Here is a 12,345-nt window from a genome sequence, read left to right as displayed (position 1 = left end):
GTTATTTGTCTTCGACTCGCAAGATCGCCAGGAACGCCTCCTGCGGGATCTCGACCGAACCCACCTGCTTCATGCGTTTCTTACCTGCTTTCTGCTTTTCGAGCAGCTTCTTCTTGCGTGTGATGTCGCCGCCGTAACACTTCGCCAGCACGTTCTTGCGCAGCGCCTTGATGTTCTCCCGGGCGATGATATGCGCCCCGATCGTGGCCTGGATCGCCACGTCGTACATCTGGCGCGGAATGATTTCGCGCATTTTCGACGCCACTTCGCGGCCGCGGTACTGCGACTGCGACCGGTGCACGATGACCGACAGCGCATCGACCTTGTCGCCGTTGATCAGCATGTCGACCTTCACGACGTCCGCCGAGCGGTATTCCTTGAACTCGTAATCCATCGACGCATAGCCGCGCGATACCGACTTCAGGCGATCGAAGAAGTCGAGCACGATCTCGGCCATCGGAATTTCGTAGGTGAGCTGCACCTGGCGGCCGTGATACTGCATGTTGATCTGCGAGCCGCGCTTCTGCGTGCACAGCGTGATCACCGAGCCGACGTAATCCTGCGGCATGTAGAGATTCACGGTGACGATCGGCTCGCGGATTTCCTCGATCTTCGGCGGCTCCGGCATCTTCGCGGGATTCTCGACCATCACGATCGAGCCGTCGCTCATCAGGACTTCGTACACCACGGTCGGCGCCGTGGTGATCAGGTCCATGTCGAATTCGCGCTCCAGACGCTCCTGCACGATTTCCATGTGCAGAAGACCCAGGAAGCCGCAACGGAAACCGAAGCCGAGCGCCTGCGACACTTCCGGCTCGTACTGCAGCGACGCATCGTTGAGCTTCAGCTTCTCGAGCGATTCGCGCAGCGCGTCGTACTGGTTCGCCTCCACCGGATAAAGACCCGCGAACACCTGCGGCTTTACCTCCTTGAAGCCCGGCAGCGCTTGCGTCGCCGGTTTCGTGACGAGCGTGACGGTATCGCCCACCTTCGCCGCCGTCAGTTCCTTGATGCCGGCGATGATGAAGCCCACCTGCCCGGCCGACAGCGATTCGAGATTGCGCGACTTCGGCGTGAACACGCCGATGTGCTCGACGGGATACTGCGCGCCCGTCGCCATCATCTTGATCTTGTCCTTCGGACGCAGCGTGCCGTTGACGATGCGCACCAACATCACGACACCGACGTAATTGTCGAACCACGAGTCGATGATGAGCGCCTGCAGCGGTGCGTCGGGGTCGCCCTTCGGCGGCGGCACCTTCACGATCAGCGCCTCGAGCACATCCTCGACGCCGAGGCCCGTCTTCGCGCTGCAATGCGTCGCGTCGGTCGCATCGATACCGATCACGTCCTCGATCTCGGCGATCGCGTTTTCCGGGTTGGCCGCGGGCAGGTCGATCTTGTTCAGGACCGGCACCACCTCGACACCCAGTTCGATCGCGGTGTAGCAATTCGCGACCGTCTGCGCCTCGACGCCCTGGCTCGCGTCCACCACGAGCAGCGCGCCTTCGCAGGCGGACAGCGAGCGGCTGACCTCGTAGGAGAAGTCGACGTGCCCCGGCGTATCGATGAGATTCAGGTTGTAGACCTGGCCGTCGCGCGCGCGATACGACAGCGCGGCGGTCTGCGCCTTGATCGTGATGCCGCGCTCGCGCTCGAGATCCATCGAGTCGAGCACCTGCGCTTCCATCTCGCGATCGGACAAGCCGCCGCATACCTGGATGATGCGATCCGCGAGCGTCGACTTGCCATGGTCGATGTGCGCGATGATCGAGAAATTACGAATATGATCCATTCAGTGCCGATCAAGCGAAAAAGGCGCGCTCGACGACTGCAGAGCACGCCTTGTGTAAGTCGGTGAAAAAACAGCCTATTTTAGCCGAAAAGCCCCGTCCGGGGCGGCATTTCGGCGCGGCCGCGCGCAGGGTTCATGTCCGGGCCGCCAGCGCCTGCCTGACGCGCGCCTCGTCGAAGCGATGGCGGCAGACCTCAGCGCCATCCAGCATCAGCACCGGCACCGCCTCGTCGTACCGCGCGACGAGTGCCGGATCGCTGTCGATATCGACAACCTCGACCGCCACGGAGAACTCGGCCGCGACGGGCGCGAGTGCGTCGCGCAGGTCGTCGCACAAGTGGCACCAGCCGCGGCCGTAGAGCGTGAAGAGCACGGCGCGCCTACTTCTGACGCGGCCGGATCGGGATGAATTGCGTGTTTTCGCCGCGCCGCACGAGCACCGCCACCATCTTCTGCGGATCGAGCTGCGACGTGACGTCGACAAACTGCTTCGCGTTCGCGATGTCGGTGTCGCCGACCCGCAATACGATGTCGCCGCGCTGCAGGCCTGCCCGCAAGGCCGGACCGTCGACGCCGTCGATCTGCACGCCGCCGCGCAGTTTCAGCGTCTTCAGCTGGTCGGCCGACAGATCGCTCACCGTCAGGCCGAGCGAATTGCTCTGGCGCGGCTTCGGTTGCGGGGTCTTGCCGGCGTCGGTCTTCGCGTTCTTGTCGGTCGGCACCTCGGCGATCGTGATCGGCAGATCCTTCGACTGCCCCTTGCGCCACACCGTCACCGTCGCCTTCGTGCCGGGCTTGGTATCGCCGACCATGCGCGGCAGGTCGGTCGCCGTGTCGACCGGACGGTTGTTGAACTTCAGGATGATGTCGCCTGGCTGAATGCCCGCCTTCTCCGCCGGGCCGCCCTGCTCGACGCTGCTGACCAGCGCGCCTTCCGCCTTCGGCAGGCCGATCGAGTCCGCGACGTCCTTCGTCACCTCGCCGATCGCGACCGCGATCCGCCCGCGCACGACCTTGCCCGACGCCTTGAGCTGGTCGGCCACCCGCATCGCCTCGTCGATCGGAATCGCGAAGGAAATGCCCATGAATCCGCCGGTGCGGCTGTAGATCTGCGAATTGATGCCGATGACCTCGCCCTGCATGTTGATCAGCGGGCCGCCGGAATTGCCGGGATTGACCGCCACATCGGTCTGGATGAACGGCAGATAGTCGCCGGTATTGCGCCCCTTCGCGCTCACGATGCCGGCCGTCACGGTGTTGTCGAGGCCGAACGGCGAACCGATAGCGACCACCCACTCACCGACGCGCACCCGGTTCGAATCGCCGATCGCGACGCTCGGCAGGTTGGTCGCGTTGATCTTCACGACGGCCACATCGGTACGCTCGTCGACGCCGATCAGTTTCGCCTTGAACTCGCGTTTGTCGGTCAGGGTCACGTAGATCGTGTCCGCGTCGTCGACCACGTGCGCGTTGGTCATCACATAACCGTCGGCGGACAGGATGAAGCCCGAACCGACGCCGCGATTCTGCTCGGCGTCCGGCGCATCGGGAGCGCTCGGCGCATTCGGTGCGCTTTTCGGTGCGCCCGGGATCTGCGGCAACGGGATGCCGAAGAAGCGCCGGAAGAATTCCGACATGTCGCCGTTGTCCATCCCGGGAGGCAGCATGCCGCGCGTGTCGGTCGGTACGTTCGCCGTGGTCCGGATGTTGACGACGGCCGGGCCGACCTTTTCGACCAGATCGGCGAAATCGGGCAGGCTCGCGCGCGACGCGGCCGGCGCGGCCGCCGGTGCGCTCGCACCCGAGGCCGTCGGCGCCGCCACTGCTTGGGGGACGAACGGAACACAGGCCGCCACCGCCGCAGCGGCCAACCAGTTGCGCAGCGAAAGTTTCATCATGTCGGGAACCGGAAGGTTACTTGGAAGCCTTGTATTCTATGGCAGACGTAAACTGCTGCAAGGTTGCCGGCGGTACTTCACCCAGCACCGTGATCCAGAAATCGCCGCGGCGCTTGACGAGTACATGGGTCGCGCCCGTGCTGCCCGCCCCTTCCTTGCGGGTATTTTTCTCGGTCGGCTCGATGAACACGGAGACGGTCGCGAGGCCGTCCGTAAACACCGCCTGGTCGACAGGAATCGGCGGATCGCCCGCGTCGCGCGGCGCCATCGGGCGCCGGACCTCGCGAATCTTGCGGAAGCCTGCCACGGTCGGCGCGATCTGCCAGCCCTGCGCCTCGATGTCGACGGGCGCCACCGGCGGCCGCACGACCGTCCAGCCGCCGAGATTGCGCATGCCCGCCGCGATCGCGTTCTTCTGGCTCACGGTAGCGGAGCCGAATTGCAGTTGGGAGAAAGCGATCTGCTCGAGCACGTGATCGTCGGCGTCGAGCGTCTGCGAACGCAGCAGCAGGCCGGTCTTCGCGTCGGTCCAGAGCTTGTAGGCGAAGCGATATGCATCCTTCGGCATCAGTTCGACGACCTGCGCGTCGAGGCCCGCCACACGGTCCTTGCCGAGCAGTTTCGGCTCATAGGCCGACAGCACCTGCTCGCCGCTCGCGCCGAGCAGCGCCGGAAACGAATCCTTGTTCTGGCGCCGCTCGACGACGCACAGATGCCGTTCGGGCACGAACGTGTAGAGATCGTCGTTATGACGCAGCAGCTTGCGGGGCTTGCCGTCGAGGCTTTCGATCTGCTCGTATTCGCCATCGCCCTTCGCCGCGAAATGGACGATCCGCGACGACTGCACGTAGGTTCCGCGCTGGTAGACGAACGTACCTTCGTAGTTCTGCTGCTGCGCGGCCTGCTGGATCCTGTCGAGCCAGTCCGCGGCGGCGCGCCGGGTGGCAACGGGATCGTCGGCCTGCTGGGCGAAAGCGTGGGATTGAACGGACAACAGTGCGGCTGCGCAGAGCAAAAGTGCCGGCAGCCGCCTCCAACCGGGGATGGCGCGATTCAACTGCAATGTCCGCATCGAGTTTATTGGCCTTGCGTGGTCACGGCGGCGCGAATGAGCGGCATCGAGCCCGACACGACCGGCTGCTGCGCGAACTGCTGATGCGCTTCAAGATACTGATCGAGGCTCGCGTCGCGGATGATGTTGGCCTCCTGCATGGCCGGCTGCGGGGCAGCCTGCGCAACCGTGACGCGCTGCATCGCGCCCTGCGGGGCACTGACCGATGCGACCTGGGCTCCCTGGCCGCCTGCGACCTGCAGTTGCGGCACGACGATCCAGGTCAGCGTGGCGGCCGCGGCGGCCACCGCGAACGCCGGTACGACCCGGCGGCGCAGCGACAGCAGCGTGCGCACGACCGGCGCCGGCGCGAGCAGGTGCGGCTCGGCCTCGAAGCTTGCGGAGAAGCGCGTCATGAAGGTTTCGCTGACGGCGGGCGACAGCGCAAGCTCGTCGGAACGCAGCGCGTCGCCGATCACGTGATAATGCGCCCACGTCTTGCGCTCCGCTTCGCCCAGCCCGGCCAGGATCTGGCCCAACTGAAGGCCGTCGAGCGGCTCGCCGTCGACCAGAGCGGACAGGCGCTCGCCTTGCGAGCATGCTTGCGATTGCGTAGAGACCGACCCCATGATGCTCCCCATCTTACACACCCCGTCGTAATACACGACTTCAGTAACTAGAACTAGACCCCAATCCGCCCCGATCAGCCGCGAACGCTCACCAGCGCTTGCCATCCGGCGTATCGAGAAGCGGCCGCAATTTTGCCGCGATCGCCTCGCGAGCCCGGAAAATCCGCGAACGAACGGTGCCGATCGGGCACCCCATCATTTCCGCGATTTCCTCGTAGCTCAGCCCTTCGATCTCCCGCAGCGTAATGGCCGTGCGCAATTCCTCGGGCAGCAGGGCCATCGCAGCATTGACCGTTTCGGCGATCTGCTTGCTCATCAACATCGACTCAGGCGTGTTGATATCCCTTAGTTGGTCTGCGTCGGAGAAAGTTTCAGCTTCTTCGGCGTCCGCTTCAGTGGACGTGGGCGCGCGGCGACCCTGGGTCGCAAGGTAGTTCTTCGCCGTATTGACCGCAATACGGTACAACCACGTGTAGAACGCCGATTCGCCGCGAAATTGCGGCAACGCACGATATGCCTTGATGAACGCGTCCTGAGCCACATCCTCGACCTCGGCGGGATCCCGCACGAGGCGCGAGATCAACCGGATGATCTTGCGGTGGTATTTGGTGACCAGGAGTTCGAACGCCGCCTTGTCGCCCTTCTGTACGCGCTCGACCAGAACCTGATCGATTTCTTTTTCACTCACCTGACAAATCCGTTAACTAGGGATACAACACAGAGCGCCATATTGTAGCGTTCCCGCCTCGCGTCACGTTACCCGGCGCAACCGGGAGCGGTTACACCTTCGCGAGCCCGCCGCGAGACGCACGCCGGCCCAGCACGGAGAGTACGCGAAACGCGGATGCGTCGAGCGCATCTGCGGGGATGAGAAGCGATACAGCACGGCCGGCCCTGCTTCGCACCTCCAGCACCAGCAACAGATCGCTCCATTGCGTGCACCCGGCGATGCGCCCTTCCGCCACCAGACTACCCGTACGATCGAACGCCGCGAGCCCGCCCGTGCGGGCATCGATCCGCAACTCGGCGGGATGACGTCGCCAGACTGCCCGCGCCAGCACGGCCAACCATGCCGCGACCAGCAGCGCGCAGAGCGTCGCTCCGCCTTGCCCGATCAGCGGCGCCATGCCGACCTGGAGCCCGAGCGACGCGATCGCCGCGAAACCCGCGAATGCCGCGCGCAGCAGCACCGACGCGCGCAGCGCAACAGGCTGCGCGCGGTCGGACGATGCGTGGAAAGGATCCGTCAAGCGATCCGGCTTCAGGCGCGCTTGAAGACCAGCGTGCCGTTAGTCCCGCCAAAGCCGAAGGAGTTCTTCAGCGCGACATCGATCTTCATCTCGCGCGCTTCGTTCGCGCAGTAATCGAGATCGCACTCGGGATCCTGATTGAGAATGTTGATCGTCGGCGGCGACAGCTGGTTATGAATGGCCAGCACCGTAAACACCGACTCGAGGCCGCCCGCGCCGCCCAGCAGGTGGCCCGTCATCGACTTGGTCGAATTCACGACGATCTGCTTCGCGTGGTCGTTGAACGCGCGCTTGATCGCGGTGGTTTCCGCGATGTCGCCGAGCGGCGTCGACGTGCCGTGCGCGTTCAGGTAATTCACCTGGTCGATGTTGACGCCTGCATTGCGCAGCGCGGCCAGCATGCAGCGGCGCGCGCCGTCGCCGTCTTCCAGCGGCGCGGTCATGTGGTAGGCGTCGGCGCTCATCCCGTAGCCCGCTACTTCGGCATAGATCTTCGCGCCGCGAGCCTTCGCGTGCTCGTACTCTTCAAGCACCATCACGCCTGCGCCTTCGCCCAGCACGAAACCGTCACGGTCCTTGTCCCATGGACGGCTCGCCGTCGCCGGATCGTCGTTGCGCTGCGACAGTGCGCGCGCCGCGGCGAAACCGCCGATGCCGAGCGGCGACACGGTCGATTCCGCACCGCCGGCGATCATCACGTCGGCGTCACCGTACTCGATGAGGCGCGCAGCCTCGCCGATGCAGTGCAGGCCGGTCGTACACGCGGTCACGATCGCCAGGTTCGGGCCCTTGAGGCCGAACTTGATCGACAGGTGGCCGGAAATCATGTTGATGATCGACGCGGGCACGAAGAACGGCGAAATCCGGCGCGGGCCGCGATTGAGCAGTTCGGTCTGCGTGACTTCGATCATCGGCAGGCCGCCGATGCCCGAGCCCACGACAACCCCCATCCGCTCGGCGCTCTCGTCCGTGACTTCCAGGCCGCTGTCCTTCATGGCCTGCATGCCGGCGGCAATGCCGTAGTGGATGAACGTGTCCATGTGACGCGCTTCCTTGGCCGGGATGTAGTCTTCGATATTGAAGCCCTTCACCTCGCCTGCGAAGCGGGTCGAGAAGTTCGTTGCGTCGAACTTCGTGATATTGGCGATGCCGGACTTGCCGGCCACGAGATTGGCCCAGCCGTCGGCAACATTATTGCCAACAGGCGAAATCAGCCCAAGGCCTGTAACAACAACACGACGGCGGCTCACGGTGATCTCTTTTCCATTGGATAACAAAAACAAAAGCCACAGCGGCCACAGGAATCAGCCCTGCAGCCCTGTGGCTGTTAGCTCGGCCGGCTTTCAGCACCGGCGCGATAGCGCGTCAAACGCAGCGTTTGCACCATATAGCGTGCAGACGCGCGCTCAGGGCTTGACGTTTGCGCGAGCGTAGTCGATCGCTTGCTGAACGGTCGTGATCTTCTCGGCTTCTTCGTCCGGAATTTCCATGCCGAACTCGTCTTCCAGCGCCATCACCAGTTCGACCGTGTCGAGCGAGTCCGCACCCAGATCATTCACGAACGATGCTTCGTTCTTGATTTCGCCTTCAGCGACGCCCAGTTGCTCGGCGACGATCTTCTTGACACGTTGTTCGATATTGTCCATTACCCCTCCGAGGGAAAGTTCAAATTTACAAGTGCGCGCATTTTATCAGGTTTGATGCCGCCAAAAACGCGCGCTGGCTTTACGGTTTATCCGGCGCCGATGCGCTCATCACGAGCCACGGCGCGGATAGTAAACGAATTCCGTTACGACATGTACATGCCGCCGTTCACGTGCAGCGTCGTGCCGGTGATATAACCGGCCTGCGGCGATGCCAGGAACGCGACGGCATGGGCGATATCCTCCGGGCTGCCGAGGCGGCCCAGCGGAATTTGCGTCTTGAGCGCGGCCTGCTGTTCTTCGGGCAGCGTCTTCGTCATGTCGGTATCGATGAAACCCGGCGCCACGCAGTTCACCGTGATGCCGCGGCTGCCGATCTCTCGCGCAAGCGCGCGGGTCATGCCCGCCACGCCGGCCTTGGCGGCCGCGTAGTTGACCTGGCCGGGGTTGCCGGCCGAACCGACCACCGACGTGATATTGATGATGCGGCCGCCGCGGGCCTTCATCATCGGGCGCAGTACCGCGCGGGACAGGCGAAACACCGACTTCAGATTGGTGTCGATCACGGCGTCCCAGTCCTCGTCCTTCATCCGCATCGCCAGTTGGTCCTGCGTGATGCCCGCATTGTTGACGAGCACGCCGAGCGTGCCGAATTCCTTGACCGTCGCGTCGATCAGCGCCTCGGCGGCAGTCGCGTCGTTCACGTTCAGCACCGCGCCACGGCCTTCGAGACCCGCTTCCCTGAACGCGGCGCCGATGCCTTCGGCACCCGCTTCGCTGGTCGCGGTACCGATCACCGTCGCGCCCTGGCGCGCCAGTTCGAGCGCGATTGCCCGGCCGATGCCGCGCGACGCGCCGGTGACGATCGCTACCTGTTTGTCGAGAGTCTTATCCATTGAGTATTCCGTGTTCCGATGGGATGCCAGCCGGGCCGCTCGCAGTTACGCGGCGACCAGCTTGAGCGCTTCGTCGAGCGATGCCGGATCGAACACCGATGCGCCCGTCAGGTTGCTGTCGATCCGCTTCGTGAGACCGGCGAGCACCTTGCCCGGGCCGCATTCGATCACTTGCGTGACGCCCGTGCCGGCGATATGCCGCACGCACTCCACCCAGCGCACCGGACCCGCGGCCTGACGCACCAGCGCATCCTTGATCGCAGCCGGGTCCGACACCACCGCGACGTCGATGTTATTGACGACGGGGATCTGCGGCGCCTTCACCTCGACGCCGGCCAGATAATCGCGCAGTTGGTCCGAAGCGGGCTTGAGCAGCGACGAATGGAACGGCGCCGACACCGGCAGCAACAGTGCGCGCTTCGCGCCCTTCGCCTTCGCCACTTCGCAGGCCTTGTCGACCGCCGTCTTGGCGCCGGCGATCACCACCTGGGCCGGCGCGTTGAAATTCACGGCTTCCACGACACCCTCGCTCGCCGCTTCAGCGCATACGGCCCGCACGGTATCGTCGTCGAGACCGAGAATCGCGGCCATGCCGCCCTGCCCGACCGGCACGGCGGTCTGCATCGCCTGCGCGCGAAACCGCACGAGCGGCACCGCGGCGCCGAACGCGAGCGCGCCCGAGGCGACAAGCGCGGTGTATTCGCCGAGGCTGTGCCCCGCGACGATCGACGGCGCCGGGCCACCGGCCTGCTGCCACGCGCGGTAGCACGCGTAAGCGGCCGTCAGCATCACCGGCTGCGTGTTGGTCGTCAGGTTCAGCTCTTCGGCCGGACCTTCGGCGATCAGCTTGCCGAGATCCTGGTTGAGCACATCGGACGCTTCCTGGACCGTTTCACGCACGATGGCGAGATCGGCGAACGCATTGAGCATGCCGACCGCCTGCGAACCCTGGCCCGGAAAAACAAAGGCAAATTTCATATCGTCCCCAAATGATTCGGTTCGAACGGCGCGCAGGCACTGCGCGCCGGATGGGATAGCGTCTGACGAATCAGAAACGGAACACCGTGGCACCCCACGTGAAGCCGCCGCCGACGCCTTCGATCAGGACGTGCTGGCCGCGCTTGATGCGGCCGTCGCGCACCGCGGCGTCGAACGCCAGCGGGATCGACGCGGCCGACGTGTTGCCGTGTTCGCCCACGGTGACGACCATGCGCTCCTGCGGCAGGCCGAGCTTGCGGCAGGTGCTGGTCATGATACGGATGTTGGCCTGATGCGGAATCAGCCAGTCGATCTGCTCCGGCGCCAGATTCGCTTTCGACAGCGCCTCGATGGCGACCTTCTCGAGCACGTTGACCGCCAGCTTGAAGACGGCCTGGCCGTCCATGTGCAGGAACGCGCTGCCCGAAATCACGCCGCCGTTCACGTTGCCGGGCGTGCAGAGGATGTGAGAATAGCTGCCGTCGGCATGCAATGCGCTGCCGAGGATGCCCGGCTCGTCGGCCGTGCCGAGGATCACCGCACCCGCGCCGTCGCCGAACAGCACGCAGGTGGTGCGATCCTTGAAATCGAGAATCCGCGAGAAGGTTTCCGCGCCGATCACGAGCGCCGTGCGGTGCTGGCCGCTGCGAATGAAGCTGTCGGCCGTGGCGAGCGCATAGGCAAAGCCGGAGCACACGGCCTGCACGTCGAACGCGGCGCCGTTGTTCTTGATGCCGAGCTTGTTCTGCAACAGGCAGGCGGTGCTCGGGAACACGAAATCGGGCGTCGACGTCGCGACGATGATCAGGTCGATCGTCTGCGGATCGACGTCGGCGGCTTCGATCGCGCGCTGCGCGGCGATAAGCGCGAGATCGCTGGTCGTGACGTCGGGGGCGGCGAAGTGGCGCGCATGGATGCCGGTGCGCGCAACGATCCACTCGTCGCTCGTCTCAATGCCTTCCTTGGCGAGACGATCGGCAAGATCCTGGTTCGTGACGCGGTCGGGCGGCAAGTAGCTGCCCGTGCCGAGCACGCGGGAATAGAGAGTCGATTGGGCCATTTATGCTTTAGAGGATAGCGCAGAAGAAGGCTCTGCTGGCTGGCCGGCGGAGGGGCCGGGCTGCCCCGCTCCGCCCGCTTCGCGCTGACTCTCGGCAAGCGGCACCGCGTTTTCCGCCATCGCTCTCGAGAGGCGCTCCAGCACGCCATTTTTGACGGCATCATACCCGCGTTTGATCGCCCACTCAAACGCGTAGGCATCGGCGGAACCGTGGCTCTTGATGACAAGACTGCGCAGGCCGAGCAGCGCCGCGCCGTTGTATTGACGGTGATCGACGCGCTTCTTGAAACGCAGCAGCACCGGCAACGCGAGCACCGCCATCAGCTTCGACATCAGCGAACGGCTGAACTCTTCCTTGATGATGTCGGCGAGCATCTGCGCGAGCCCTTCCGACGTCTTCAGCGCCACGTTGCCGACGAAGCCGTCGCACACGATCACGTCGACCGTGCCCTTGTAGATGTCGTTGCCTTCGACGTTGCCGCGAAAATTGAGCGTGCTCGCGCGCAGCAGTTCGCCGGCGCGCTTGATCGTCTCGTTGCCCTTGATCACTTCCTCGCCGATGTTGAGCAGCCCGATCGACGGCCGCTCCTTGCCCTCGAGCGCCGCGACGAGCGCGTGCCCCATCTCCGCGAACTGCAGCAGATGCTGCGGCTCGCAGTCGACGTTCGCGCCGAGGTCGAGCATCATCGTGTAACCGGTGGGATTCGGCAGCGCGAACGCGATCGCGGGCCGTTCGATGCCGGGCAGCGTCTTGAGCACATAGCGGGACACCGCCATCAGCGCGCCGGTATTGCCGGCGGACACGCACGCCTGCGCGTTGCCGTCCTTCACGTAATTGAGGGCGACGCGCATCGAGGAATCTTTCTTCTTGCGCAGCGCGACTTCAACGGGGTCGTCCATCGCCACCACCTCGGTGGCGGGCACGATGGTCAGCGCAGGCTCGTTGAGCGCCTTGCACTTCTTCAACTGCGCACGGATCGCAGTCTCGATGCCGACGAGCATCAGGTTCGCATCGGGATGCGAACGGACGAACTTGACTGCCGCGGGAACGGTCACGGACGGGCCGTGGTCGCCTCCCATGCAATCGATTGTGAGCTTTACAGTCATGGAGTGCGACGAATTTCAGGCACAAAAAAGCGGCAGTT

Annotated in this window: 13 protein-coding genes; all 13 read right to left on the bottom strand. The window is 64.5% G+C overall.

Annotated elements, in window-relative coordinates:
* Position 1: 1 nt before the first annotated feature.
* A complete protein-coding gene (lepA, locus tag RZR99_RS04910; RefSeq protein WP_323118603.1) occupies positions 2-1,795 on the bottom strand; it encodes a translation elongation factor 4 in 1,794 nt (597 codons plus the stop codon).
* A 133-nt stretch (positions 1,796-1,928) separates the two neighbouring features.
* Positions 1,929-2,168, bottom strand: a complete 240-nt coding sequence (locus RZR99_RS04905) for a glutaredoxin family protein (protein WP_323118602.1) — start codon at positions 2,166-2,168, stop codon at positions 1,929-1,931.
* 7 nt (positions 2,169-2,175) lie between these two features.
* Entirely contained in the window at positions 2,176-3,693 is a 1,518-nt protein-coding gene (locus RZR99_RS04900; RefSeq protein WP_323118601.1) for a DegQ family serine endoprotease, read from the bottom strand.
* Between the two features lie 16 nt (positions 3,694-3,709).
* Positions 3,710-4,765, bottom strand: coding sequence for a MucB/RseB C-terminal domain-containing protein (locus RZR99_RS04895; protein ID WP_323118600.1), 1,056 nt, complete (start codon positions 4,763-4,765; stop codon positions 3,710-3,712).
* A gap of 5 nt (positions 4,766-4,770) precedes the next feature.
* Complete coding sequence (locus RZR99_RS04890) at positions 4,771-5,373, bottom strand: sigma-E factor negative regulatory protein (protein ID WP_323118599.1); 603 nt, start codon at positions 5,371-5,373, stop codon at positions 4,771-4,773.
* A gap of 88 nt (positions 5,374-5,461) precedes the next feature.
* Positions 5,462-6,061, bottom strand: coding sequence for an RNA polymerase sigma factor RpoE (rpoE, locus tag RZR99_RS04885; RefSeq protein ID WP_323118598.1), 600 nt, complete (start codon positions 6,059-6,061; stop codon positions 5,462-5,464).
* Between the two features lie 91 nt (positions 6,062-6,152).
* Positions 6,153-6,623, bottom strand: coding sequence for a hypothetical protein (locus RZR99_RS04880; RefSeq protein ID WP_323118597.1), 471 nt, complete (start codon positions 6,621-6,623; stop codon positions 6,153-6,155).
* Positions 6,624-6,634: 11 nt separating this feature from the next.
* Positions 6,635-7,873, bottom strand: coding sequence for a beta-ketoacyl-ACP synthase II (fabF, locus tag RZR99_RS04875; protein WP_323118596.1), 1,239 nt, complete (start codon positions 7,871-7,873; stop codon positions 6,635-6,637).
* A 156-nt stretch (positions 7,874-8,029) separates the two neighbouring features.
* Entirely contained in the window at positions 8,030-8,269 is a 240-nt protein-coding gene (gene acpP, locus RZR99_RS04870) for an acyl carrier protein (protein WP_323118595.1), read from the bottom strand.
* Positions 8,270-8,412: 143 nt separating this feature from the next.
* Entirely contained in the window at positions 8,413-9,162 is a 750-nt protein-coding gene (gene fabG / locus RZR99_RS04865; protein WP_323118594.1) for a 3-oxoacyl-ACP reductase FabG, read from the bottom strand.
* 45 nt (positions 9,163-9,207) lie between these two features.
* Positions 9,208-10,140: an ACP S-malonyltransferase gene (gene fabD / locus RZR99_RS04860; RefSeq protein WP_323118593.1), complete on the bottom strand. Its 933-nt coding sequence runs from the start codon at positions 10,138-10,140 to the stop codon at positions 9,208-9,210.
* Positions 10,141-10,210: 70 nt separating this feature from the next.
* The gene (locus RZR99_RS04855) at positions 10,211-11,200 is read right to left on the bottom strand and encodes a beta-ketoacyl-ACP synthase III (RefSeq protein ID WP_323118592.1); all 990 of its coding nucleotides are present in this window, start codon (positions 11,198-11,200) and stop codon (positions 10,211-10,213) included.
* Positions 11,201-12,307 carry a phosphate acyltransferase PlsX gene (gene plsX, locus RZR99_RS04850; protein WP_323118591.1) on the bottom strand — a complete coding sequence of 369 codons (1,107 nt, stop codon included), beginning with the start codon at positions 12,305-12,307 and terminating at the stop codon, positions 11,201-11,203.
* Positions 12,308-12,345 lie beyond the last annotated feature (38 nt).

The sequence above is a fragment of the Burkholderia alba genome (genome assembly GCF_034721475.1).
GTDB lineage: Bacteria > Pseudomonadota > Gammaproteobacteria > Burkholderiales > Burkholderiaceae > Burkholderia > Burkholderia alba.
Note: the sequence above shows the minus strand (reverse complement) of the source record. Positions and strands in the feature narration are given on the sequence as shown.

What these genes read in the sequence shown, in the direction of transcription:
- lepA (WP_323118603.1), bottom strand. Translation starts at nt 1,795, where the DNA reads ATGGATCATATTCGTAATTTCTCGATCATCGCGCACATCGACCATGGC.
- RZR99_RS04900 (WP_323118601.1), bottom strand. Translation starts at nt 3,693, where the DNA reads ATGATGAAACTTTCGCTGCGCAACTGGTTGGCCGCTGCGGCGGTGGCG.
- RZR99_RS04895 (WP_323118600.1), bottom strand. Translation starts at nt 4,765, where the DNA reads ATGCGGACATTGCAGTTGAATCGCGCCATCCCCGGTTGGAGGCGGCTG.
- RZR99_RS04890 (WP_323118599.1), bottom strand. Translation starts at nt 5,373, where the DNA reads ATGGGGTCGGTCTCTACGCAATCGCAAGCATGCTCGCAAGGCGAGCGC.
- acpP (WP_323118595.1), bottom strand. Translation starts at nt 8,269, where the DNA reads ATGGACAATATCGAACAACGTGTCAAGAAGATCGTCGCCGAGCAACTG.
- fabG (WP_323118594.1), bottom strand. Translation starts at nt 9,162, where the DNA reads ATGGATAAGACTCTCGACAAACAGGTAGCGATCGTCACCGGCGCGTCG.
- fabD (WP_323118593.1), bottom strand. Translation starts at nt 10,140, where the DNA reads ATGAAATTTGCCTTTGTTTTTCCGGGCCAGGGTTCGCAGGCGGTCGGC.
- RZR99_RS04855 (WP_323118592.1), bottom strand. Translation starts at nt 11,200, where the DNA reads ATGGCCCAATCGACTCTCTATTCCCGCGTGCTCGGCACGGGCAGCTAC.
- plsX (WP_323118591.1), bottom strand. Translation starts at nt 12,307, where the DNA reads ATGACTGTAAAGCTCACAATCGATTGCATGGGAGGCGACCACGGCCCG.